23 protein-coding genes and 3 pseudogenes are annotated in these 23,570 nt (G+C 69.8%); 11 read left to right on the forward strand and 15 right to left on the reverse strand.

From position 1 onward, the window contains the following. Positions 1–2: 2 nt before the first annotated feature. Genes ACFVWD_RS31675 through ACFVWD_RS31695 form a run of 5 tightly spaced genes read right to left on the reverse strand, consistent with a single transcriptional unit; the run spans position 3 to position 4,897 of the window. Entirely contained in the window at positions 3–356 is a 354-nt protein-coding gene (locus tag ACFVWD_RS31675; RefSeq protein ID WP_389601027.1) for a hypothetical protein, read from the reverse strand. Continuing rightward, positions 353–3,037 (reverse strand): ATP-binding protein, encoded by a 2,685-nt coding sequence (locus tag ACFVWD_RS31680; protein WP_389601028.1) that lies wholly within the window; start codon positions 3,035–3,037, stop codon positions 353–355. The genes ACFVWD_RS31675 and ACFVWD_RS31680 overlap by 4 nt, the downstream gene beginning before the upstream one ends. Next, positions 3,034–3,603: a hypothetical protein gene (locus ACFVWD_RS31685; protein WP_389601118.1), complete on the reverse strand. Its 570-nt coding sequence runs from the start codon at positions 3,601–3,603 to the stop codon at positions 3,034–3,036. The genes ACFVWD_RS31680 and ACFVWD_RS31685 overlap by 4 nt, the downstream gene beginning before the upstream one ends. Before the next feature lie 20 nt (positions 3,604–3,623). Next, on the reverse strand, positions 3,624–3,965 hold the full coding sequence (locus tag ACFVWD_RS31690) for a hypothetical protein (protein WP_351831264.1): 342 nt from the start codon (positions 3,963–3,965) through the stop codon (positions 3,624–3,626). After that, positions 3,962–4,897, reverse strand: a complete 936-nt coding sequence (locus ACFVWD_RS31695; RefSeq protein WP_389601030.1) for a conjugal transfer protein — start codon at positions 4,895–4,897, stop codon at positions 3,962–3,964. Before ACFVWD_RS31695 ends, ACFVWD_RS31690 begins: the two co-directional genes overlap by 4 nt. Positions 4,898–5,606: 709 nt before the next feature. Between ACFVWD_RS31695 and ACFVWD_RS31700 the strand changes: the two genes are divergently transcribed. Then, the gene (locus tag ACFVWD_RS31700) at positions 5,607–7,037 is read left to right on the forward strand and encodes a hypothetical protein (RefSeq protein WP_389601031.1); all 1,431 of its coding nucleotides are present in this window, start codon (positions 5,607–5,609) and stop codon (positions 7,035–7,037) included. 25 nt (positions 7,038–7,062) lie between these two features. Next, positions 7,063–8,511 carry a hypothetical protein gene (locus ACFVWD_RS31705; RefSeq protein WP_389601033.1) on the forward strand — a complete coding sequence of 483 codons (1,449 nt, stop codon included), beginning with the start codon at positions 7,063–7,065 and terminating at the stop codon, positions 8,509–8,511. Between the two features lie 187 nt (positions 8,512–8,698). Here ACFVWD_RS31705 and ACFVWD_RS31710 read toward each other — a convergent pair whose 3' ends face one another. Both ACFVWD_RS31710 and ACFVWD_RS31715 read right to left on the reverse strand, forming a co-directional pair. Then, entirely contained in the window at positions 8,699–8,995 is a 297-nt protein-coding gene (locus tag ACFVWD_RS31710; RefSeq protein ID WP_389601119.1) for an integrase core domain-containing protein, read from the reverse strand. Positions 8,996–9,695: 700 nt separating this feature from the next. Then, complete coding sequence (locus ACFVWD_RS31715; protein WP_389601034.1) at positions 9,696–10,076, reverse strand: peptidase inhibitor family I36 protein; 381 nt, start codon at positions 10,074–10,076, stop codon at positions 9,696–9,698. Between the two features lie 140 nt (positions 10,077–10,216). Here ACFVWD_RS31715 and ACFVWD_RS31720 point away from each other — a divergent pair, with 140 nt between their 5' ends. Together ACFVWD_RS31720 and ACFVWD_RS31725 are read left to right on the forward strand one after the other, a co-directional pair. After that, the gene (locus ACFVWD_RS31720) at positions 10,217–11,221 is read left to right on the forward strand and encodes an ArsR/SmtB family transcription factor (RefSeq protein ID WP_389601036.1); all 1,005 of its coding nucleotides are present in this window, start codon (positions 10,217–10,219) and stop codon (positions 11,219–11,221) included. Positions 11,222–11,278: 57 nt separating this feature from the next. Next, positions 11,279–11,477 (forward strand): annotated as a pseudogene (locus tag ACFVWD_RS31725) (SDR family oxidoreductase); the annotation flags it as partial. A 49-nt stretch (positions 11,478–11,526) separates the two neighbouring features. On the opposite strand, the gene ACFVWD_RS31730 reads toward ACFVWD_RS31725, so the two are convergent. Then, positions 11,527–12,048 carry a hypothetical protein gene (locus ACFVWD_RS31730; protein ID WP_389601038.1) on the reverse strand — a complete coding sequence of 174 codons (522 nt, stop codon included), beginning with the start codon at positions 12,046–12,048 and terminating at the stop codon, positions 11,527–11,529. Positions 12,049–12,227: 179 nt separating this feature from the next. Here ACFVWD_RS31730 and ACFVWD_RS31735 point away from each other — a divergent pair, with 179 nt between their 5' ends. Continuing rightward, positions 12,228–13,523, forward strand: a complete 1,296-nt coding sequence (locus ACFVWD_RS31735; RefSeq protein ID WP_389601039.1) for an MFS transporter — start codon at positions 12,228–12,230, stop codon at positions 13,521–13,523. A 121-nt stretch (positions 13,524–13,644) separates the two neighbouring features. On the opposite strand, the gene ACFVWD_RS31740 is transcribed toward ACFVWD_RS31735, so the two are convergent. Next, positions 13,645–13,806, reverse strand: a complete 162-nt coding sequence (locus tag ACFVWD_RS31740; RefSeq protein ID WP_389601040.1) for a hypothetical protein — start codon at positions 13,804–13,806, stop codon at positions 13,645–13,647. Between the two features lie 16 nt (positions 13,807–13,822). After that, positions 13,823–14,343, reverse strand: a pseudogene (locus tag ACFVWD_RS31745) (hypothetical protein); the annotation flags it as partial. A gap of 292 nt (positions 14,344–14,635) precedes the next feature. Here ACFVWD_RS31745 and ACFVWD_RS31750 point away from each other — a divergent pair. Then, complete coding sequence (locus tag ACFVWD_RS31750; RefSeq protein ID WP_389601042.1) at positions 14,636–14,770, forward strand: hypothetical protein; 135 nt, start codon at positions 14,636–14,638, stop codon at positions 14,768–14,770. On the opposite strand, the gene ACFVWD_RS31755 is transcribed toward ACFVWD_RS31750, so the two are convergent. After that, on the reverse strand, positions 14,758–15,282 hold the full coding sequence (locus tag ACFVWD_RS31755) for a MepB family protein (RefSeq protein WP_389601044.1): 525 nt from the start codon (positions 15,280–15,282) through the stop codon (positions 14,758–14,760). The two genes, ACFVWD_RS31750 and ACFVWD_RS31755, sit on opposite strands and share 13 nt — an antisense overlap. A 169-nt stretch (positions 15,283–15,451) precedes the next feature. On the opposite strand from ACFVWD_RS31755, the gene ACFVWD_RS31760 reads away from it, so the two are divergent. Both ACFVWD_RS31760 and ACFVWD_RS31765 read left to right on the forward strand, forming a co-directional pair. Further along, positions 15,452–16,288 carry an IS982 family transposase gene (locus tag ACFVWD_RS31760; protein ID WP_389601046.1) on the forward strand — a complete coding sequence of 279 codons (837 nt, stop codon included), beginning with the start codon at positions 15,452–15,454 and terminating at the stop codon, positions 16,286–16,288. A 254-nt stretch (positions 16,289–16,542) separates the two neighbouring features. Next, positions 16,543–18,279, forward strand: a complete 1,737-nt coding sequence (locus tag ACFVWD_RS31765) for an immunity 49 family protein (protein WP_389601121.1) — start codon at positions 16,543–16,545, stop codon at positions 18,277–18,279. 808 nt (positions 18,280–19,087) lie between these two features. Here the strand turns inward: ACFVWD_RS31765 and ACFVWD_RS31770 are convergent. The 3 genes and pseudogenes from ACFVWD_RS31770 to ACFVWD_RS31780 form a co-directional block, all read right to left on the reverse strand. Further along, positions 19,088–19,549: a hypothetical protein gene (locus tag ACFVWD_RS31770; protein WP_389601048.1), complete on the reverse strand. Its 462-nt coding sequence runs from the start codon at positions 19,547–19,549 to the stop codon at positions 19,088–19,090. Between the two features lie 120 nt (positions 19,550–19,669). Next, the gene (locus tag ACFVWD_RS31775; RefSeq protein WP_389601050.1) at positions 19,670–20,326 is read right to left on the reverse strand and encodes a hypothetical protein; all 657 of its coding nucleotides are present in this window, start codon (positions 20,324–20,326) and stop codon (positions 19,670–19,672) included. Between the two features lie 41 nt (positions 20,327–20,367). Next, positions 20,368–20,679 (reverse strand): annotated as a pseudogene (locus ACFVWD_RS31780) (transposase); the annotation flags it as partial. Between the two features lie 158 nt (positions 20,680–20,837). On the opposite strand from ACFVWD_RS31780, the gene ACFVWD_RS31785 reads away from it, so the two are divergent. From ACFVWD_RS31785 to ACFVWD_RS31795, 3 genes are read left to right on the forward strand one after another with little or no spacing between them, the layout of a single operon-like run. After that, positions 20,838–21,821, forward strand: coding sequence for an ISL3 family transposase (locus ACFVWD_RS31785; protein WP_389601052.1), 984 nt, complete (start codon positions 20,838–20,840; stop codon positions 21,819–21,821). Then, the gene (locus tag ACFVWD_RS31790; protein WP_389601054.1) at positions 21,736–22,245 is read left to right on the forward strand and encodes a hypothetical protein; all 510 of its coding nucleotides are present in this window, start codon (positions 21,736–21,738) and stop codon (positions 22,243–22,245) included. The genes ACFVWD_RS31785 and ACFVWD_RS31790 overlap by 86 nt, the downstream gene beginning before the upstream one ends. A 24-nt stretch (positions 22,246–22,269) precedes the next feature. Then, on the forward strand, positions 22,270–22,395 hold the full coding sequence (locus tag ACFVWD_RS31795; RefSeq protein ID WP_389601123.1) for a transposase: 126 nt from the start codon (positions 22,270–22,272) through the stop codon (positions 22,393–22,395). 64 nt (positions 22,396–22,459) lie between these two features. On the opposite strand, the gene ACFVWD_RS31800 is transcribed toward ACFVWD_RS31795, so the two are convergent. Then, positions 22,460–23,482 carry an LLM class flavin-dependent oxidoreductase gene (locus ACFVWD_RS31800; RefSeq protein WP_389601055.1) on the reverse strand — a complete coding sequence of 341 codons (1,023 nt, stop codon included), beginning with the start codon at positions 23,480–23,482 and terminating at the stop codon, positions 22,460–22,462. Between the last annotated feature and the right edge of the window lie 88 nt (positions 23,483–23,570).

Genomic DNA, 23,570 nt, shown 5'->3' on the forward strand with positions numbered 1-23,570 from the left:
TGTCAGCGCCGCCCTTGCCCAGCGGCACTCCGGCGCCGCCACACAACGAGGGCGGCCAGACCCGCGCAGGCCGTTCCCAGCCGCCACGCCGCACCGGCGACACTGCGGTGTCCGGCGGAGGCGGAGTTCTTGGTGCCGCGCTGGCAGTACTCCTTGGCGGGCCCCACGATCCGGTCGCACGGGTTCTGGTGCGCGAAGTGGGCGTCGGTGGCGAAGGCCTGCCCGGTGTGCGGCCACCACGGCTCCGGCATGTTCGTCCCGAGGGCCAGGATGAGCACGCCGGCGGCGACGGCGATCGCCATGAGGATGCTGGCGGCGGTGACGTGCCGGGAGCGGTCCCAGGAAGAGGTGGTCATGAGATGTGCTCCTTCGGGCGCGCATCCACGGCCTCACCGGCTATAGGTACCGAGTGCGGGGCAGCGCTCGTGCGGCGTCCGGGTGTGGTGGTGATGGAGGAGGAGATCCGCGCGATGCGGGGGATGACGACCTTGATGCGGCCGGTGTTCTGCCGCGGGCACGCGATGAGGAACTCGCCTTCGCGGCCGCGTTGTCCGACGGGGGACAGGCCGGTGGTCACCAGCCGCAGCAGCTCGGGGTCGTTCGGGTCGAGACCGAGGAACTCCAGTCCGCGGCGGGCGCGTTCGCGGTCCGCGGTGCGGGCGAGCGCGCGGTAGGCCATCAGGCCGCGGTCAGGGCCGAGTTCGGCGGCGTCGTGCGACCCGGCGAGGAGCCCGGCGCCGTGCTTGCGGCCGTCGTGGAGGATCTCGTGGACCAGGGCGGTGCCCTCGGCGGACGAGGTCAGCCAGTACAGCTCGTCCAGCACCACGGCGGTGAACCGCTCGGGGTCCTCGAACGCGGTCTGCCGGGCGATGGCCGCGATCAGGTAGAGGACCGCGCGGCCGATCAGGGCTTCCAGCGGCTGCTGGTGCAGGACCTCGGGCTTGTCGAAGGCGGCCTTCGGCGGCAGCTTCAGACCGGTGGTCGTGATCACGATCATGTCGGAGGCGCTGGAGGCGTCCAGCCGCACGGGCGGCAGCGTGGGGTCGAACACCATCGCGGCAAGAGGGTTGCCGGCCACGACGCGGATGAGGCCGGCGAGGGTGGCGGCCGCGTCCTGCCGCTTGCCCGCCTCCGCCCCGGCCATCTCGTCGAGGACCTGAAGGACACGGTGCATGGAGGGGGCGTCACCGGCGGCGGCCCGCTCGACGGCATGGTGCAGGACCTCCCCGTTGGTGCTCATCGGACCGATGCCGAGCTGGAGCGTGAGGTAGGACAGGGCGTAGTGGCGGCCTTCGGGGCCGTCGAACATGCGCAGCGGGTCGATGGACACCTCGGCCTGGGCGGCGTCGATGATCTGGCAGCGGCCCGCAGCTGCGGTGCGGGCGAAGGTCGCCCACTCCCGCACAGGGGTGCGGTCGATGCAGATCGCGACCCCGCCGCGCGCCCACACCGACTCGGAGATCAGCTTTTCCAGGACGCTCTTGCCCGCGCCGAGATCGCCGATGATCCCCATGGAGGCGGAGGCGTCCTGCTTCGGCGCATCCGCCACGTTGATCATCACGGGGCGGGTGGTGCCGCAGTCCAGGTCGATGCCGAGGAACATGCCGTTGGGGTCGCCGACCTCCGCAGCCGTGAAGGCCCCGCCCAACGCCCAGTCCTCGCTGACCTGATGCTGGGTGAACTCCCGCACCACACCGGGCCGCGCGGTGCCGGGCAGCCCGAGGGCGAACAAGGCCTCCTGCAGCCCGGCCGGACGCACGGCCCGGTAGTCGGCGCCGCCGAGCAGGGCGGCCAGGGCCCGGGCGCGGGCGTCGCAGACTGCGGCGGTCGGCCCCCACACGGTCAGGACCGTCACCGACTGGACCTCGACCTCCACGCTGGTGCGCGACAGGCGTGCGTCCAGCTCGCCCAGGTCGCGGGCGGCGTCGGTCAGGGAGGCGGGCATGCCGGTGGGGCGGGCGTCGTACTGGTCGGCCTGGTCGATCAGTTCATTCTTCTTGCGCCGCACCTGGTCGCGGGCCCTCTCCGCCGGCACCAGGGCGAGGTCGACGGTGTAGTCGACGGGAAAGTCGAGCATCTCCAGCTGGGCGAACAGATCCGCGGCGTCCTGGCTGACCGCGGGCGGGCACTCGGCCAGTGCCAACTGTGCCTGGTAGCCGACTCCTGCGTCCGTTTCGACCTGCAGCCAGCGCCGCCCCAGCGGCGAGCCGGTGTTCAGCCGCCACCAGGCCTTGCGACCCGACCGCGTGATCCCGCTCGCGCTCTTGAGCTCGTCGACGTCGTCGAGGCCGGAGTCGATGCCGCCTTCCTGCAGGCGGACCTGGCCGAGGTCGGCGTAGCTGGGGGAGCGCAGCACGCCGTCACGGATCTGCCCGCCGTACAGCTCGCTGGTCTCGGCCTCGGTGAGCAGGGGCTCCGCGAGACCGCGGTGGAGGGCGTGCTGGATCATCCACACGATCTCCGCGGGGCGTGCGGGGCGGAAGGTGATGCCGCCGGCGAGCGCGGCTTCCACCCGGGAGGCCTGCTCGCGGTAGGAGGTCACCTCGCGTCGTGCCACGGGGGCGGCGCGCATGCCCAGCATCGGCGCGACGTCTGCCCACATCGCGCCGAGCGACGCGGCCACCTGCCCGCCGGCGGTGTCGCTTTGCAGCGGCACCGTCAGCCAGAGCGTGCGGCGGTGCATCTCCTGCTCTCCCAGCAGGTCCAGGGTGGCCTCGACGTTCTCCACCCACGGATGCGTACTGCCGGGGGGCTGGTCGCCGGGCTCGATGCCCTCGATCATGCGCAGGGCGATCTCGCCCGGGTCGACCTGTGCGCACAGCCCGAACAGGCGCGGCGCCCCCGTCAGGGATCGGATCAAGTGCGTGATTTTCGCGAGTTGCTCGTCGCGGACCGCGGCCGGGACGTAGGTGCCCTGGACGGTCTCTTCGCGGCGGCCGTGCGCGTCCGGTCCGCGGTGCAGCCGGTAGAGCGCCCACACGCTGCCGTGCGTCGACCAGACCAGGTGCCCGGCGATGTGACGGATCGGCACCCTCATCGCACACCCCCCTGCTGGGCGAGCGCGAGCAGCTGCTGCACACCCGACACCGGCCGCACCGGCGCTGCGGGAGCAGCCGGCGCCGGGCGCCGGCGAGCGGACGGGGGCTGCGCTGCTGTGCTCCGGCGCGGTGTCCGGCGGGCAGGCCACCCCGGGGCGCGGGCGGGTGCGGCCGCGACGGCGGGGGTGAGGACTGCGGTGGGGGCGAGCGCCTCCTCGAGAGTGAAGCCACCAAGCAGCGCGCGGGGGGCGTGGTCGCGGGCGGCCCGGCCGCCGATCCGTCCGCCGCGCGGCTGCCAGCCGAGCAGTACCAAGCCCAGGGCCGCCTGCATCGGAGCGCGGCCGTTGATTTTCGCCCGGCGCACCGCCCAGATCGCCAGCAGCCAGGCCGCGATCGGCACGGGTCCCATCCATGACCACCAGCTGATGGTCTTGACCAGAAGGAAGCCGCCGCCGACGGCTACCGCGATCTGCGCGGGGGTGTAGGGGCCGAGGGGGATGCGCCAGTCCGCCACCTTGCCCAGTACCCAGGGGTGGCGGCGGGCGGAGGTGTAAAAGCGTCCCATCCGCACCGGGGCGGCGGCGTTCACAGCCAGCCTCCCGCGCCGGCGGAGTGGTCACGCACGAGGGGATCGGTACTGTGCACGATGCCGGGGATGGCGGGTGCGCCCTTGGCCGGGTTCTTCACCTCGTCGGTGAACATGTTCGCCAGGTCGTTGCGCGCGTTGTACAGGCCCAGCGCGATCACCATCAGGAGCAGCGCGCCGATCCCGGCCTTGAGGCTGAACTTCTGGATCATGATGACGACCACGAGGCAGACCAGACCGGCCTGCAGGCCCTTGGTCGCCCACTCCTTGAACATGTTGATCCACGAGTTGCCGAGGTCGTTGAGCTGCCCGGCGAGCATCAGGCTGTGCACCGTGTTCACCGGGCACCCCCGTCCTGGGCGGTTCCGGACTCCAGCGCCGCGACTTCCCACCGGCCCGAGCGGGCCTTGAGCGTGAGCTCGTACCCCAGCGGCCAGCGACCGCCGGAGTCCCGGGCTTCCACCTGGACGAGGACACGCACCGCCGTGCCGTCGGCCGGTACCTTCCCGGCGGCCGCGGCCTCCTCGACGGCGGACACCCGCTGCACCGCGACCGCCGTGTACGGGGCGGGGGAGATGGGCGACAGCTTCACCCCAGGTGCGAGGTAGCGGTCCACCTCCCCGGCCCCCGCCAGGTACGCGCCGAAGAACTCGCCGACTGCCAAGGACAGATCGCCGTCGGACGGCACGCTCACGCCGTACGGCGACTTGCCCACCGCGGCGCGCGCCGGGCCGGCCACCGCCCCGGGGGCGCCGGTCACCGTGAACGAGGCGCCGCTCGCGTCGGTGATCACGGGGACGACGAAGTAGCGCAGCCGTCCGTCGGCGTACTGCGCAGCCACGGTCACCGCCCACTCGCCGTCCTCGCGCTGCGCACTGCGCACGGCGGCCACCGCTGCCGGGTCCGGCTGCGCACTGGCGACCGGGTCCGGCAGATCGACATCCGGCGCGAGGGACTGCGCAAGCCGCGCCTGCGCACTGTTCGCGTCGCCGGCGCTGCTGCGCAACCACGCGTCGACGAACACCTGCGCATAGCCCGCAGGGTCGACCGCGGCGGCCGCGGTGCGCACGGCGGTCGGCTTGTCCGAGGGGGCGGCCGCGACGGTGGTCGGGCCGGACATCACCGCGATGCCCAGGGCGACGGGGCCGGCCGCGATCGCGGTGAACAGGGCCAGGCGCGACAGGCGGACGCGCCGCCTCATCTTCTCCAGCCGGGCGCCTGCGGCCATCGGGGGAGCCGCGTCGCTCTCCGAGGCCTGCTTGCCAGGGGACATAGTCAAACTCCCAGGTCAGAACGTGTACTTGCTGACCTTGAGACAACCCGCCGACCCCGACCCGACCACCGACCATGAGCCCCCGACCACGGTCACGATGGGGACACAAAGCCCGTGGTCGGGGTCATGGTCGGCCCGACCACAGCCCCGACCATGGCCCCAGACGGCGACCGGGCACGCCTGAACCGAACATCGCCGTGAAGACGGTGGGGACGGGGAACTGGCCCAGGGGACACAGAGGGAGAAGCGGCCGAAGGACCGGGCCCGCGCCGGCTCCAGGAAGGAGGCCGTGGAAGGCCCGGTTGCGCACGTCTTGGCCGGGTGCGCAGACCAACGTCGACGGCGCCTGTCCGCTGTGCGCAGTCGGCTGCACATGCCGAATGCGCAGGACCCGGAACCGTTGCGCAGCCGCCTGCGCAATGAGCGACGCCGCCGCTGCGCAACCGAGACTGCGCATCCTTCGGCTGGCACCGGGAAAGGGCCGTGGTCGGCCCGACCATGAGCCCGACCACGCCAGCCCAGTGCGCATGTTGCCGGATCGTGACCGGTGGTCGGGGGCTGTGGCCGTCAGCCTGGTCGGGGGCGCCGGGTGAGCTGACGGAATGGATCTCGCTCACGGCACCTCAAACAGCGGCCCCGGCCACCTCGCTCCCGCACGTCCGCTCCAGGGCATCGGCGGCCGTGCGCACATGGCGCGCGAGGAAGCACGATGAGCCGCTTCGGGGCGGGGATCCGCCGTGGGGTGATGGCGGCGGACCAGTTCACCCAGATCGCCAACGGCCTGTTCCGCGACCCCAAGATCTCCTTCAAGGCGAAGGGAATCTTCGGCTACATCAGCACCCACCGCGCCGGCTGGCATGTGACGGTCGCCGACCTCGTGCGCGCCGGACCCGACGGACGCGACGCCGTACGCGGCGGCCTGAGCGAACTGCAGCGGCACGGCTACCTCATCCGCGAACAGCTGAGGCACGACGACGGGACGCTCGGCGAGATCGTCTACTCGATCACGGACCGTCCCGCGCCCGTCGACGCCGACCTTGCCGCGGCGGCTGGTTCGGCGTTCGCCTCCGCGCCGGCGGGTGAGGCGCCGCCCGGCTTCGGGGCGGGGATCCGCCGTGGGGTGATGGCGGCGGACCAGTTCACCCAGATCGCCAACAGCCTGTTCCGCGACGCACGGCTCTCCTTCAAAGCGAAGGGAATCTTCGGGCTCATCAGCACGCACCGGGACGGCTGGCGGATGAGCGTCACGGACCCGGCGCGCCGCAGCCGCGACGGCGAGGCGGCCGTGAAGAGCGGCCTCAAGGAGCTGGAGAAGCACGGCTTCCTGCTCCGGGAACGCGAGCGCCACCCCGACGGCACCCTCCGCGCGGCCGCGTACTTCATCACCGATCTGCCCAGCCTGCAAAACAGCAGGTCGCAACCGATGTCGGGTTTTCCACCGGTGGATAACCCGACGTCGGTTAATCGCCCCACTAAGAACACCAACAGAAAGAAGACCAACAAGCAGAAGACCAGCACCGTCCCTCCGTGCGACCGCAGTGACATCGCGCGCACACCCGAAGGGACGGACCAGCCCGACGCACCAGCGTCCCCGTCGGCTGCGCTCCCGGCGGACGAGATGCATCCGGGGATCCGGCTGCTGCTCGAGATCGGAGCGAGCCGTCCGGAACTCCTGCTGACCGGCAAGGTGCTGACCGATCAGGGCCGCGTGGCCACTGTGATGCTGGAGTCCGGCTGGAGCAGCGAGCAGCTGCGCCACGTCATCACCGACCGGCCCCTGCCCAACCCGGTGCGCACCTCGGTCGGCGCGATCATCGCTGCCCGGCTCCGTGCCGCCCAGGCCTACCCGCCGCCCGCCACCGCAGCGGACCACCACGATGCGCCTCCGTGGGACGAGCCGTACGCGTTGGCGACAACAGGGCGGTCATCGACAGGGGTCGCCGCCCGCACCGTGCCCGAGGCCCTGACCTACCGGGCCCTCGTCGAATGCGCCGGCTGCGGGGTGCCCGCAACCGCCCCCGGTGAAGACCTCTGCCCGGCCTGCCTCGGCTGGCCGCTGTGCCGCACCTGCCCGGGCCCGACGCCCCGGCGGGCCCACCCCGACGGCAACGGCCGCTGCAGGACGTGCGCCTCCGCCTGACCGACCCACTGGAAGGAAGCAGCCCGTGACGGACACGCTCCGCACACCACCGCCGACCGCAGCCGGCCAGCACCGGCGCCCCTTCACCCTCGACCCGGACCGGTGGGAGGCAGAACGCTCACGCGCACTGCGGACCGGCCACGTCCGCGACCACACCTGCACGGCCGAGTGCGAACCCGTCCTCGTCTACGAACGCACCCGGTGGGGCTGGCTCGCCTGGACCGTTCCCGGTGACGGCACCCCGCCCGATCAACCCCATCAGATCGGGGTTCTCACCCCCACCGCGAGCCGTACGCAACGCCTGGCCCTGCGCTGGCTGACCAGGCACCCCGCCCAGCGCCTCGCCCTGGCCCCCACCATCCCCGGGTCCCTGCGACTCTGCGCCGCTGCCGTTGCCCTCATCAGCCTGCTCGCAGGCCTGTTCGCGATGGGCCACGGCGTTCCCGTCGAGGCCGCGCTGCCGGGAATGGTGCTCGCTCCAATACTCGCCGAGCACCTGCCGCGCAAGCTGGACGCCCGGGCCCGCGAACACGTCCGCAGCGTCGAAGGCGACGGCGCCTGCCAATACCTGCAGCGCCTCGCCGCCCTGCACACATCCCTCGTCCAGGCCGCCGCCGGCAGCGACCGCTACAAGCTGCGCCGCGCGGCCGAGATCGGCCAGCACCTGCTGTGGGACGCCGCCGGCCTGCTCCAGACCCAGGACACCCGCTCGGCCTCGGCCGACCTCATCGCCCGCGAGCGGCTGATGGTCCAGCTCGCCGATCAGGTCGCCCAGCGCACCCACACGGAGGACGGGCCAGCCGACGCGGACCAGTCCGGCTGGCACGAGCGGCCGTTGGGCCCGTACCCGCCCGGCTTCGAACAGATGGCACAGCCAGCATCCCGACGCACACCCGGCACGTCACCACTGAAGGGATTCCACCCCATGCCCCAGACTCAGCCCGATCACGCCGGCCGTACTGCGGACGTCTACCTGCTCTTCGCGCACGAGCCGTATTACCCCGGCCCCGGCGCCCAGGAGATCAACACCACCCTGGTGGCTGCTGCCTCTCTGCTTCACCCCCGGGTACGGCAGCCCGACGGGGCCCAGATCCACGAACGCCTCACCCAAGGACGCCATCCGGGCGAGATCGTCCCGCTGGCCACCCTCACTCACGAACTGGGTGGCGGCGCCGACTGGCCGACGGTCGGCGACTGGGAGAGCGTCACCACCGACCTGCTGCGGCTCGTCCGCGACGGGGAGTGCGACGCCCTCAGCCTCGGCCTGTCCGAGATCCCGCGGGCCCTCATCTGCACCGGACCGCACAGCCACCTGCGCACCTACGACGCGGCGGCCGACCAGTTCATCGCATACGGGCCGGCGGAACGCGCCGCCGTCCTGGCCGAGGTCGATAAGTTCTTCGCCTGCATCGTGGCCGAGCAGGACCTCTGGCCCGGCGACGGACTGCTGTCCTCGCCCACCCGCCCCGCATGACACCACCAACCCAGTTGTGGCTAAAGCACATCGACTGTCGGTGACACAGACGGCGCCCCAGACAAGACTGGGGCGCCGTGCCGCCGGGCGAACTCCGTCCAGTTACCGCGTGCGAGTTCGCCCAGCGGCAAGTGCGGGGCCGCCACCGGGGCGGTCGCGGAAGGAGCTGACGTCGCTTCGAGGGGCTTCATCGACGGTGTCCTTGCTCGGCGTCGTGGCGGAAGTCCGCGGCGGTGCAGCCGGTGTCGCGCGTCGGTTTGCATATCTGGCCCGGCACGTGAGCGTAGTAGTTGGTCTCGTGCTCGTGGGGCGGGATGTCTCCGATCGCTGTGTGGAGGCGCTGGTTGTTGAACCAGTCGACCCATTCCGCAGTGGCGAGTTCGACGTCGGCTAGGCTATGCCAGGGCTTGCGAGGCTTGATCAACTCCGTCTTGTAGAGGCCGCAATACACCTCTTTCGCGTTCACCGCGCACCTCCTCGACACCGGTGTCGATGCCTCGATCGTCACCGTCGGCGACGCCCTGGACAACGCGCTCATGGAATCCCAGATCGACTGCCCGCCTCCGAATGATGAACCAACCCTGGTCCAGCGGGAGTTCCAGCGCGGTCGCGGCGCCACAAGGCCATGTCGAGGGCATCGAGGACGAGCTTGGCCCGCTTGCTGGCGGCGGCGGACCAGCCCACGATCGACCGGGAGAACGCGACGAACGATCTTGTAGACCATCCCGTTGATGACCTGCCGATCGTCCACGCGCGGTCGGCCTGTCGCGGCCCGCAGTATGAGTGGAGCGAGTAACTCCCACTCCTGATCGGTGAGTTCATGGCGGCGTATCACCCCATCGTGATCCACCATTCGATGATCTTTGAAGACGGACCCCAGTCCATGAGGCGTACAGGTTCGCCTGCACCCTGGTGCGCAGGTCACGCTCGATCACTTCGGCGAGCCGGGCGAGGGGCGGGTGGAGTTCGTCGACGCTGTTCAGAGCGAGCGATGCGCCCTCAGCAAGTCGGGCGTGCAGTTCGGCGGGGTGCAGGCGGTGTCACACGGCGCGCCGGCGGGTGGCCACCGGCGCGGTGCCGCCGCCGACCAGCAGCGTCTCGCCATCGCCTTCCGCGTTGCGGCCGTACCGCGCGGGCGACGCCCCTGGTGGGGCGCCGCCCTCTTGTACTCGGCGGGGCGCTGGTCAGCAGTTGACCCACTTGTTGGACTTGATGTACATGGCCGCGCTTTGGGACCCCTTGGATCCCCTCGTGTCGACTCCGGTGTCTCCGCTGTAGTTCTTCCCCGAGTACCACCGAAAGTCGCAGGAAGCGCCGTGGTTGTACCACGACTTGAAGTTCTGGAAGACCGAGTAGATGGTCAGGTCCGAGTTGTTCCCTGCGACCTGCTGCCGGTGACCGGTGTAGTTCTCCCCGGACCAGACGCAGTAGTAGCCCGACGGACAGTCCGACGCCGCCGACGGAGAGTTCTGTGCCGCACTGGCTGCACTCGCGCTTCCGGCCAGCAGGCCGCCGGTCAGCACGATGCCGCCGGCGATGGCCGCGAACTTCTTGTTCATACGCATGCTGTTACCCCCTTTGAGACACTTGTGTGTCCGTTGCGGACGTGGCCTGACAAGTGCCGAAAGAAGACTGTCCCGGGCCGGGAACCCCCGGCAACATCTTCCCAGAGAGGTGGGAAGACGGATGCGGGAAGGCGCCTGCCATGCTTCGGATCCACTTCACCAGCGACGATCTGGCGCGCATCCGGATGGTCCCGGCGCCCGACCCGCTGTGGGAGGTGCTGCTCAGCTCGTACCGGCTGCGGCATCGGAACGGGGCGCTGTACTTCGGTGACTGGCGGCGGACGGTCGCGACGCGCCTGGCGCCTTCGGCGCATCTGCTGGCCGCTCTCGCTCCCCCGACCGGTTACGCCGTCGACTTCCTGACCCCGACGGGCGCGGGCCCGTCGCTGGCGGTGGGCATGGAGGCCCTGCGGCGGACGCCGCGTACGCGATTACGCAACGACCTAGAGGAACTGCACGACCGCCACCCCGGACGCCCGCTGCCCGCCTGGACGCGTGGTCTGGCGGAGGGCGATCCGGGGGCGGTGTCGGCGGTGTCCGACGCGGTCACCGCGTACTTCGCGGCGGCGTTGGAACCGTTCTGGCCGCAGGTGCGGCGGCAGGTGGAGCGTGATCGTCAATGGCGGACCCGCGCCCTCGACGCGACCGGGTGGGAAGGGGTGCTCACCACCCTGCATCCGTCCGCGACCTGGCACTACCCCGTGCTCGAACTCGCCTTTCCCGCCGACCATGACGTCCACCTCGAGGGCCGGGGCCTGACGCTGCAGCCGTCGTTCTTCTGCTGGGGCGCGCCCACGACGTTTCTGGACACGGATCTGCCGCCCGTCCTGGTGTATCCGGTCGAACGCAGCCTCGACTGGTCGGCGTCACCGCACACGCCCCGGCAGCAGGCCGTGGCCGCGTTGTTGGGGAAGACGCGGGCGCGCGTCCTGGAAGTCGTCGCGACGGCGGCGTGCACCACGACTCAGCTCTCCGAACGCGCGCGCGTGCCCATCCAAACAGCCAGCCACCAGGCAGCGGTGCTGCGCGAGGCGAACCTGATCCACAGCCGGCGTCACCGCAACACTGTGATCCACACGGTCACGGCCCTGGGAGCGGCGTTGCTCCACGGTGAGTGCGGTCCGCCGCCCTTCTTGATGCAGTGATCCCGAGGCCCGGACGCCGCCGCCCCGGGCAGGCCCGTCACCGGCGCCAGCTCCGGCATGGGCCTGGCCTCCGCCCGCGCCTTCGCCGCCTCCGGCGCCGCCCTCGCCCTCGCCGACATCAACGAGGCCGCGGTTGAACGAGGCGACGAAGAACCTCAACGACGCCGGCCACCAGGCCCTCGCCCTGGGCTGTGACGTCACCGACGAAGACCAGATCGCGGCCGCCGTCGACTGCACCGTGAAAGCCTTCGGACAGAGCCTTCGTCCAGGCGTGGGCCGCACCCATGCCGAAGCCGTTTGAGCGGTCAGGCGAAGGGCAGCTGCGCGGTGGCGCCCGCGAGGCGGGCCCGCCACTCCGTGTCGAAGTTCCTGTCCTGCTTGTCGACCACGCGGGCGGGAGCGGTGGTGAACAGGTCCTCCGCCATTGGCCAGGCCGCGCGGCGGGGGGCGAAGCCAGGCACGGGCCCGCCCGTACAGGTGGTCGCGCTCGACCTCGATGCCGTGCCGCTGGGACACGCTGACGAGCCGAGGGGCGAGTTGCTGGGGGCGGCCGATGTCGCGCGTTCGGTTGAGCGCATGACCGGGCGGTGCCCGCCGTCGCCGGACAGCAGGAACAGGCGACGGACGCGGTACAGCGCCCACGGCATGCCGAGCTCGCGCTCTAAGGCCTCCAGGCAGGCCCGGTCCCGCGCCTTGGTGGGGTCGAACATCTCCAGGAGGGTCTTCTTGCCGTAGGGCTTGGCGTTGGGATACTCCAGCCGCAGCACCTCACCGGCGATGCCGGGGTGGGTGCGTATGCGCTCCATGTGGGCGGGCAGCGAACCCATGGAGATCGGGTAGCGACAAGTTATTGAGAATTGAGACAGGGGTGTGACCTTTCAACTAAGGGTGATCAGGGTCAGGTTGGGCATCGGCCCGGTACTGCTGTGGCCACGCCTTGAAGCGGCGCGATCGCTGAGTGAAATCCACTTGAGGCGTCCTGCCTGCGCTGACAAGGTGGCCCCTTGTGCCTGCACCAGATGCGCCGGAGAGTCGAGATCGTGAACCATTTGAAGCGGATGAGGCGTTACGGGTAGCCGGTACCGGCCTCGCGTCCGGGCGGCCGCTCCGGTCCGCCGCGTTCCGGTGGTTTCTGGGTGGGCAGTCGATCTCTCTCGCCGGCAGTGCGATGTCGCCCGTGGCTCTGGCTTTTGGCGTCCTGGAGGCCACAGACAGTGCGGCCTGGCTGTCCGCGGTCACCACCGCGGCCCTGGTCCCGATGGTCGCGGCGCTCCTGCTCGGCGGCGGAATCGCCGACCGCTACCGGCGCGACACCGTCCTTCGCCTTACCAGCCTGGGTGCCGGCCTCACCCAGGCCGGTGTCGCCTTCGTCCTCTTGACCCACCAGCACCCGGCGTTCCTGCTGCCGCTGTCCGGCCTCAACGGCGTCTTCCAGGGACTGACCAAGCCCGCACTGCGCGGCATCGTCGCGAATCTCGCGGCAGGACGCGGCATCCAGCGGGCCAGCTCCTGGCTGGCGTCCGTCAGGAACACCACGAAGATCCTCGGTCCGACGGCGGCCGGTCTGTTGACCGCTTCCGTGGGCGGCGGCTGGGCGATCGTCGCGGACGCCGTGTCCTTCCTCCTGGCGGCCGCATGCTTCGCTCGAATGTCGCTGCCAGAGCTGTCGCCGCGCAGCGCGGACGACCCGACGATGCTCAGCGCGCTGCGGGAGGGCTGGGGCTACTTCACCTCCCAGCCGTGGATCTGGGCGGTGACGGCGGCCTTCGCCGTCAACAACGCCCTCAACATGGGGGTCTGGCAGATCCTCGGCCCGGTGATCGCCAACGACACGATCGGTGCCGAGGGCTGGGGCCTGGTGCTGAGCGCGCGCGGTGTCGGGGCGCTGCTGGCCAGCGTGGTCATGGTGAGGCTGACCGTGCGACGGCCGATGGGGCCAGCGCTGGCCTCGATGTCGCTGGCTGCCGTCCCGCTGATCTTGCTCGGCGCTGGCGCGAACATCATCTGGTTGACAGCGGCCTCATTCGTGGCGGGAGTGGCCGGCGAGTTCTTCACCGTCGTGTGGGAGACCGTCAACAACACCCACATCCCGGAACGGCTGCTCTCCCGGGTCGGCGCCCACGACGAGTTCTGGTCTTTCTTGCCCATCCCCATTGGCCAGCTGTCCACGCCCTTCCTCGCCATGGCTTTCGGAACCGCGGCGGTCGCGGTTACCGGCGGCGGTATAGCCGCGGTGGCGATGTTCGTGCCGTTGCTGGTGCCTTCCCTTCGGCGGATCGAGATCAACCGGAACGGTGATTGACCCGTCGCTATGGCCCGCCTTCGTGATGTTGGGGTGGTGAGGGAAGTTCAGGAGGCGTATCAGTGGGTTTCCGGTCATCAGGGTGCTTTGAGCGCTCACTGCAGCGAGCGCGTGGTGGCGGTCACTCCGGGCCATCGCGCGGTTTCCTCCGCAGGCCGGTGAGAGCGATGAAGGCGCGTTCGGTGCCCAGCTGCTTCGGCGTCGGACCGGCAGGAGTGGGCGTGTCGGCGAGACGCTCTGCGAGCGCGATGAGGGCTTCGCGGTCGCCTTCGAGGGACTCCAAGTGCTGCCCACTCTGATCACTGAGGTCGACGGTTGCCAGGACCTGTCGATCCCAGGCTGGGGCGGACACGCTCGTCGGCTGGCAAGGAGGTGTGGGTGAGGTTCTCGGAGATCTGCCAGATGCGTTTCGCGTCGTCCTCGCCGCGAAGCCGGGAGTAGACGGCCTGTTCGGCGGGCGCGCCCGACAAGTGCCCGAGACCGCTGGGACCGTACAGGCGGGCGCCGCTTGCGTCCGGCGAGGCGGCGGCCAACAGGGCCGGAAGCAGCGCGGTCTCGACCGTCCCGGCGAGGAGCCGCCGCGGGACAGAGCGCGGGTGAGGCGCACGCCAGCGGTGTCCTTTGCCCGGCCCACCTCGGGGCGCGCGGCCAGGAGACTGGTGGGGGCGATGCCGGGGTGGGCGAGGTTGCTGGTGATCCCCCAGCCTCCGGCCTGGCTGCGCCGGTCCAGTTCGAGTCCGAACAGGCCGAACGCGATCTTGGACTGGCTGTACGCGCGGCGGCCGTGGTAGGAGCGTTCCCAGTTCAGGTCGCCCCAGTTGGCCACCGCGCCTGGTGCGAGGGCGTCGCCAGGGGCGCATCCCCGAACTGCCCGAGCCGGAGAGGTCGGTGCTGCCGGAGCGGCCCAGATCGACGTTCGCCGCTTCGAGGAGTAGCTCCATGAAAGTCGTACGCGCGCGGCTCGCCTTCCCCGTCGCCTACACGGAGGTCTGCTCTACGGCGGGCTTGGGCTTCCGGCAGGGCCCGGGGCGGCCGGCCACCCTAGACGAGTCATTCCGATGTGATCAGTGGTCGTAGGCGATGAGGGATCGCATGACAGGCTGCCGGGTCTTGTGGTTGTGCCAGACCGCTGCGCCCAGCGCGAGGACGCGCTGGGCGCAGCGGACGGCAACGCCCTCGAAGGTCCGGCCGCCGTGCTGTTCCAGGTCGCCGGACGTCGTCGCGCAACGGGCACCTATGGGTGGTAGAGGGCGTGGGCGAGAGGCAGGTCGGCAAGCCCGTCCTGACCGAGGTTGAAGAAGTAGTTCACCTGCCATGCCTGCGTGCTGCGGGCCTGCCGGTTGGTCGTGGTCACCCACGGCGGGTAGACGCGGAATCCGCGCTTCCCGCCGGAGCCGTTACAGGAGACGATGTTGTGCTCGCACAACACCTCGCGCGGGAACACGAACTGTCCGAAGCCGTCGTCGTCGCAGCTGCTGATGACGAAGAGGTCCACTCCGTCGTCGGCGTCGAAGGGCCGGATCGGCCCCTCTTCAGACCGCTGCCACAAGGTGACGAACTGGCCCACCTTCGCCGGGGTGGTCTTGGCCACGCGGAACCGAACCGAGCGGTCATCGAGCGTGAACGCGCAAGCCGCGTACTCGGCACTCTCCGGTTCGGGCACCGGCAGCGAGCAGACGAAACCGCTCGGGTCGTACACCAATGCCTTCGCTGACAGCAGGTCACCGTGAAACCCCGTCCACGGCTGATTCGAAACCATGTCGTCATCCTGCCATCGCACCCGTGCGCACTGCTTTGGCCCCTCATGCCGCCAGCCGCGCACCGCCCCCCTCGAACCCGAGGTACATCCTCCGGGCAGAGCCCGGGCGAGTCGTTCCGAACGCTGACGGTGTGTCCGGGAACACGGACAGGGCATCCAAGATCGATCTGTGATGAATGACCTGGACGCCCTGCTCACCGCACTGTACGTGAAGATCGACGATGAAATCGGAGATACCCGATGGCTGGGTCGCCCGCCGCGGTTGACGGACTCCGAGCTCGTCTGCCTCGCTGTTGCCCAGGTGATGCTGGGCTTTGCCTCGGAGTCCAGGTGGCTGCGGTTCGTCCGCTCCCGCCTCGGCTCGATGTTCCCGTACGTGCCGAAGCAGCCTGGCTGGAACAAGCGGCTGCGGGCCGCGCTACCGCTGGTCAAGCGGACGATACGACTTCTCGCCACCGACACCGACTTCTGGTCCGACAACCACTGGATCATCGACTCCACCCCGGTGCCGTGCGGTATGTCGAGGCCGACGGTGAAACGGTCGGACCTGGCCGGCTGGGCCGGATACGGATACTGCGCCTCCCACTCCCGTTTCCTCTGGGGCCTGCGGCTTTACCTGGTATGCACTCCGGCTGGGATGCCGATCCTATGGGCCCTGGCGAACCCGAAGCTGGACGGGCGCGAGGTGCTGACGGCGATGCTGGACCGCGAGCCGGAAACGGTCACCGACCGACCCGGCCTGCTGCTGATCGCGGACAAGGGCTTCGCCTCCAAGGAGTTCGAGGCCGATCTGGCCTTGCGCGGGGCGGAATGGCTGCGGCCGTCGTTCAAGCGGGAGAAACCCCGCACAGGCGAGTCCCTGTTGAAGTCGGTACGCCAGCTGATCGAGTCGGTGAACGACACCCACAAGGGCCAACTCGACCTGGAACAGCACGGCGGCCGGACCTTCGACGGCGTTGCCGTCCGCGTCGCCCAGCACGTCCTCACGCTGGCCGCAGCGGTCTGACACAACCACAAGACCCGGCAGCCTGTCATGCGATCCCTGATCGCCTACGACCACTGATCACATCGGAATAACTCGTCTAGGGCCCGTGAGCCCCCGGCGCGGCACGGCAGTCGCACCGCCACCCGCCACGAATCTCTCGGCGCGGCCCGGCTAGAGCCCCGTACCCGGCAGCAGCTGGCCTGTCAGATCCCGCGCCTAGGCTGTCCGCAGAGATTCGATCAAGGAGCAGGGCAGTGCGAATAGAGCGTCACCAGGTGGGCGGGTCCGTCGTGTCGGCAGCACGCGAGGACTTCACGAACCGCATCGGGGGTCAGGTGCGGTCCATGTCGCGGGCCGGCCGGATGGCCACCTACGAGTGGCAGTCGATCGCCGACGAGTTCCTCGACTACCTGGGCGCCCTCTCCGTCGAGACACCTGACCTCGACACCTCGGAGGCCAAGGCCGCCCTCAAGGACGCCTCCGAGGCCGCGGCCGGCGCCGTCGCCTACGCGGCGTACCACCCGCACTGCAGCTTCCAAGTCTTCCTGGAGTACGTGAACTTCGGCATGAGCTACGACCCGGGTGAGGATGCCCCCGAGGAGAGCGTCACGCCCGGGGAGTGGATCGACGCGCTCTGCCTGTCGGTCCTCAGGGACAAAGCCAACTGGCACGGCGAGGCCTTCCACTTCGCCCGGGAGAAGTTCGCCGCGCAGGCGCAGGGAACGCCCACCGGCGAGCTCGCCACAGGATTGATGGCCGTGGTCCTGGACGACACCGGTGACGACGAGGAGTACCCGCCGAGCGCGCAGGCCAAGCTCGCCGCCATTGACGCGGCCCTGGACCGCATCCGTACCCGCGCCCGGGAGACGGGCGAGCTCCTCCTGGACCGGCCGGACAGCGTAGCGCTGCACACGCTGCGCGCCCTGGCCGCCGAGGACCGGGAGGCCTTCGATGCCGCGCTGGCCGACCTCCTGGTCAGGCACACCACCCTGTACGGCCCCGCAGCCTCCCCGAGCACCCTTCTCCCGCTTGTCCCCATGGCCCTCGCCGCGCTCGCGTACCGGACCCTGGGCTGGGCGCCTGCCGTCCACACCGACTACCTCCCGCACGCACTGATCACCGGCTTCGAGAGCCGAGGCCCGCGGGTCGCGGGGTTCGGCCGGAACCGGCGGCCGGACGCGGTGGCCGCGCTCGCCGCAGGCCCACTGGTGGTGGAGCGGCCGGCCCTCAACTGGACGGTGGGCCCGCAGATCGAGGCCATCTACGAGGAACACGCTCGGGAGGCGTTCACCCCCGTCGACGGCAAACCCCTCGCTGTCTGGCAGCTCGGCAGCGTCATGAGCGACCAGGAGCGCCTCTTCAAGTGGCGCGCGGGGAACCCCGGCGGCGTCACGGACGCCCAGCTCGCGAACCTTCGGCTGGCCTCCCAGATAGGGGCGGCCCTTTTCCGCATCGCACTGGCGGAGCCGGGCACCGAGGTTGAGGTGACCATCGACGGCCGCAAACTGCGCTACCCGGCCCAGCGGGACGAGGAAGCCGGAGCCGGCAACTGGCAGACGGCCACTGCCTTCGCCCTCATCACCGGCGCACGCGAAGACCTCGCCCCACTGGTCCTCACCGGCCCTGCCTTCGCCCGCCCGGACGGCTCCGCCTTCACCGCGTACCGCGAAGCCCTCCACGCCTACCTGAAAGGCACCGATCCCGAACCGGCCGCGCAGCGGGCCTTGCAGCAGGCAGAGAGGGCCAAGGACTGGGGCTTCGCCATGCCGCCGGCCGTGCTGCTGTCGCAGCTCGTGGAAGGCGATGAGGAGAGCTTCAACCTGGCCCTGGCCGACGCGCTCGAAGCCCACCGCGACTACTACCAGGTCGCCGACCGCGCCGACGATCCGGATGCTTCCGTCAACCTCGACGTCCTCGCCCTGGCCTGCCACGCTCGCCGCCGCGGCTGGGACATCCGCGTCGAATCCCCCTACCTTCCGCAGGGTCTCCTGCGCGCCGCCGAACCCTTCTAGAGGCGGGTCCACGGCGGAACGGCCCTGCTGGCCCCTCCGCCGCCCGGCCTGGCTCTCTGCAGCTGCGGCCGCCTGGCGAAGGTCGTCCTCGTAGCGGTGGTGGATCCACGCCAGCACGCGAAGCTCGGCCTCTGTCGCGGCAGAGGCGCCAATCGCGAACGTGGTGGTGGCGCAGGGCTCCCCTCGTCCGGACGCTCGAAGACCGTGTCGCGCCGCCGTGGTCGGGGGTGCGGCATCCGTTGTGTTGAGTGTTGCCACAAATGTTGCGGTGTCCGGAGTCCGGTGCGTGTTGTCGCTCCAGGTGGCCCGCATGGTCGGGCGATTCCACTTCCCCTGACATCCCCTCTACGCCACCCACGACCGCCACGAACACCAGGAGGAAAGGAAAGGGAGGTGGGGCGGGAGCTTGGGCGGCGGGCGAGGGGATCGGGCGCCGTTCTGTCTTCTCACGCGCGACGGCGGGGCCGCGCGCGAGGGCCGGGCAGGCGATGCTGCCCTCGGGGCACGTCCGCTCGAATGGTGTATCGACGGCCACTCGGTGATCTCGTCTTGAGGCTACGCGGTGAGTTCGGCGGGCAAGATGGGGTACCTCCGATATGCCCCCGCGGGGGCGGGGACGACACGGCGCCGTGCCCGCCGATCCACCGCGTGAGCGCGAGCCACCGCCGAAGGAGGCCTGAGGCCGCCGTCGCACCTGCCGCCTGCTGAGGGCAACCGACGAACTGGGGCTCCCCAGGCGACCGAGTACGTCGCCGGACGTCGCCCCTGCCCGATGAGCCCTGCGCCAACTTCGGGCGCGCAGCCCCTTCTACGCCGAGGCACCCGCGGGCAACCGCCTTGACTTCCTCCAGCCGCGGTAAGCGGCCAGGGCCACCTTGGCGAACAAGCCCGCGAAGGCGAGCGGGATCAGCGGGGAGAGCGCGCGGCCCAGCCGGTTCCAGCCGCCCTGATCCACCGGCACCCAAGACCCCCACGGTTCCTTGGCCACTTCCAGGGGCGCGCCGAAGACGGGCTTGGAGGGGAAACCGGTCGCCGTGATCCAGTGCTTCCCGCCGTCAGAGGTCTGCGCTGGATCTACGAACCCCCTGCAATCGAGGTCGGGATGACCGCCGCCCCAGGATGTCGTGGCCGGCGCGGACGCTTCGCAGTCCGTGACCCGCATGGTCAGCTGATGCCCGACCAGCCCCAAGCGCCCGACGGCCGAGACGGCCATCAGAGCCTGCGATACCTCGTCGGGGTTCATGCCGAAACTCAGCGGGCCCACGCTCACGAACGGATCCAGCGTCCACCGCTGCCGCTCGTTGTCAGGGTTGGGACGGGTGGCCCGGTGCGCTCTCGCCTCGGTAAGGGCACGATCATCAGCCTGCCGGCGGCTGAAGCCGATCCGCTCCTATGACCGCGGTGTGCTGTCCCAGCGCCACGTGGTGAGACGAGGGTGCCCCGGCAGTTCGGCGCGGCCGGTGGCCCACAACAGGGTGAGCCAGGGATCCGCGCCGCCCGGAGCCTCTGGAAACAGACGGGCGAGCACCCGCGAGCAGAGAGCGGAGGGCGGGGTCCAGGCAAGCCCGAAGCCTTCCGTCACATCGTGCATGTGTACCAGTGTCTCTACCACCCCCATCGCCGCGAAGCCTTCGGGGTCCGACACCCCGGCGCCGTGGTGGGCGCGGACCCGGGGCGGCGTCGTGCGCACCATGGCGACCAGCAGCGCGCCGCACGCCTCCAGCACCTGCACCAGGCCGGCCGGACCCGCATCACGGTCCGCGAAGAGGAAGTTCGCGGGTCCGTCCGGCCTCTTCTGGCTCAACGCGAAAGGCACAGGGGTGTCCAGCGGCGGGCTCTGCGGCCCCAGCTGCACGGCGTAGTAGAACAGGTCATCGGCGAGGTGCTCGACGGTCTCCCAGCAGTCCCACTCCAGCGAACCGGCCTTACCGGCCCACCCCTCCGGGGGTGCGTCACGAAGGATGCCCACGGCGAGCCGCACGGCAAGGTCGACGTCGTTCGCGGTGACGGGAGACAAGACTGATCCGGTTTCGACTGATCGAGACATGGCAGCACCGTATCGCGAGGGAGAAGGGAAACCCCTTCCAGCTAGTGTCCTGAGCCAGAGATCCGTCGGCAGAAGCGGGCGAGGGAGTCGAGGATCTCTTCGGCTGTCTTGGTCCAGATGAACGGCTTGGGGTCTTCGTTCCAGTCCTTGACCCATGCCCGGATGTCGGCTTCGAGGGCCTGGATGTTCTTGTGTGCGCCTCGGCGGATCATCTGGTGGTCCAGGTAGCCGAACCACCGCTCGACCTGGTTGATCCAGGAGGAGCCGGTCGGGGTGAAGTGCAGCTCGAACCGCGGGTGTTTGGCCAGCCAGGACTTGATCGCCGGTGTCTTGCGGGTGCCGTAATTTGTCAGCGGTCATGTAATTCGGCTCTGGCGACGATCACGTGAAGTGCCCAGGTCGAGGCGCCGTGGCGCACCGGGCCTTGTGTGATCGGAGAGGATGACCGGCGTGCTTATCGCGGTGTGTTGAGGATCTGTTTCCGCATCTGAACGCTGTTGTCGTCGATGGGATGGAGTCCGACGGGGTGTCAGTGACGTTGTCCGTGCGGTCTTCCGCGTCGGTCGCGGGGTGTTCCGGCTGCGGAGCGAAGTCCTCGCGAGTCCACGGTCGCTACCGTCGTTCGCTGGCGGACTCGCCGGTTGCCGGACGCGGGGCGAAGCTTGTAGTGACGGTGCGCCGCTTCAAATGCGTCAACGATGCGTGCTCCCAGACGACGTTCAGTGAGCAGATCCCGGAACTCACCGTGCTGTTCGCCCGGCGGACGCCGACGCTGACCAAGGCTTTGGTGTCGATAGCGCTGTCGCTGGCAGGCCGTGCCGGCTCCCGGCTCGCCACTCAACTGGGTATGCCCTGGGGGCGTGACCTGCTCATTAGACTGATCCGTCAACAGCCTGCGCCCAAGGTTCCGGCGGTGACCGTGCTCGGCGTCGACGACTTTGCGATCCGGCGCCGGCACACCTACAACACCATCCTGATCGACATGGAAACGCACCGGCCGATCGACGTCTTGCCGGACCGCGAGGTTCAGACGCTGGCCGATTGGCTGACAAGACATCCCGGCGTCAAGATCGTGTGCCGAGACCGCGGCGGCGCCTACGCCGAGGGCGTCCGGGCCGGTGCACCGGACGCTCTACAGGTCGCGGACCGTTTTCATCTGTGGAAGAACCTCTGCGAAGCAGCGCAGAAGACGGTCGTGGCACACCACGGCTGCCTACGGCAGGCAGTTCGCGCCGAGGCCGAAGTCCAACCTGAGGAGCACGCGCCTTCGCCGGAGATCACTGGTCCGCCGAGCCGTGACTATCCGCTGGCCGCCCGAACCCGACAACGCTACGCCGACGTGGAGGAACCTGGCCCGCGGTTTGTCCAGGGCTGCGGTCGGCCGCGAGTTGAACCTCGACATCCAGACCGTGCGCCGCTTCGCCGACGCCACCACCGTCGAGGAACTGCTGGCCAAGGCCGAGCACCGGGCGAGTCAGCTGGATCCGTGGCGTGACGTGGTCAACCAGTGCTGGAACGCCGGAGTGACCAACGCCCAGGACATTACCGCCGAACTCCGCGTCCTGGGTTTCACCGGCAGCGTTCAGATCGTCCGCCGCTACCTACGGCCGTTACGTCCGCACGGCGACGGACGCAAACGCGGCCCCGGAAAGTCCGCACAGACCACCCCGGCGATCCCCAAACCACGCCTGGTCAGCCGCTGGATGCTCACCCATCCCGACCATCTCGACGAGGACGACGCGCTCGGGCTGAAAACCGTAGTATCCAGCTGCGAGCATCTCGAACGCCTGCACAGCCACATCCGCACGTTCGCAACCATCATGAAGCAGCGCCGTGGCGCCGCTCTTCCGGCCTGGCTGGACACCGTGGACGCCGACGACCTCCCGGCACTGCACACGCTCGCCACCGGCCTACGCTGAGACCTGAATGCCGTCATCAACGGACTGACCCTGGAACACAACTCAGGCGCAGTTGAGGGCGCCGTGACACGCATCAAGGCCCTCAAACGCCAGTGCTACGGGCGAGCGAACTTCGACCTTCTCAGACTACGAATACTGCTGACACCTTGACCGCGTCACGTGATCGTCGCCAGAGCCGAATAACGCCGTTGTCCACAGCTGGGTGGCAGAACACTCAGCGCCAGCCGAGCTCCGGTGCTACGTGGGTGAGGATGCTCTCCAGTGCATGGGCGTTGTAGTCGACACCGAGCTGGTTCGGGATGGTCAGCAACAGGGTGTCCGCGGCTTGGATGGCCTCGTCTTCTTGGAGTTGCTTCACCAGTACGTCCGGTTCGGCGGCGTACGAGCGTCCGAAGATCGCCCTGGTCGTGTCGTCGATCATGCCGAGCTGGTCCCGCGAGTTGCGGTCGTGGCCGAAGTAGGCCCGGTCCAGGTCGTTGGTCAGGGCAAAGACGCTGCGGCTGACCGACACACGCGGTTCTCGCGTGTGGCCTGCCTCCTTGTACGCCGCGCGGTACGCCTCGATCTGCTTGCGCTGCTGGACGTGCAAGGGTTCGCCCGTCTCGTCGTCCTTCAGTGTGGAACTCTGCAGGTTCGTGCCCAGCTTCGCGGCCCAGACGGCGGTCGCGTTCGAGCCGGAGCCCCACCAGATCCGCTCGCGCAGTCCCTCGGAGTGCGGTTCGATGCGCAGCAGTCCCGGCGGGTTGGGGAACATCGGCCGCGGGTTCGGCTTCGCGAAGCCCTCGCCCTCGAGCACCTTGAGGAAGGTCTCGGTGTGTCGGCGGGCCATGTCCGTGCCGGTCTCGCCCTCCGCGGGGGTGTACCCGAAGTGACGCCAGCCGTCGATCACCTGTTCCGGTGATCCGCGGCTGATGCCGAGTTGCAGCCGGCCGCCGGAGATGAGGTCGGCAGCGCCGGCGTCCTCGGCCATGTACAGCGGGTTCTCATAGCGCATGTCGATCACGCCGGTGCCGATCTCGATCTTCGAGGTCCGTGCGCCGATGGCCGAGAGCAGCGGGAACGGGCTGGCGGCCTGCTGCGCGAAGTGGTGCACTCGGAAGTACGCGCCGTCCACGCCGAGCTCCTCCGCAGCGACCGCCAGGTCGATGGACTGGTGCAGGAAGTCGGCTGCGGACCGGGTCTGGGAGTGCGCGCTCGGCGACCAGTGGCCGAACGAGAGGAAACCTATCTTCTTCACTCGAGGTCAAAGCGTCCGGCGGCCGTGTTTGATTCCCCGCGTTGGCACGGTGCGGCCAGGCCGAACGGCCGGTGACCTCCACCAGCTC

The organism is Streptomyces sp. NPDC058086 (assembly GCF_042885015.1).
Taxonomy (GTDB): Bacteria; Actinomycetota; Actinomycetes; order Streptomycetales; family Streptomycetaceae; genus Streptomyces.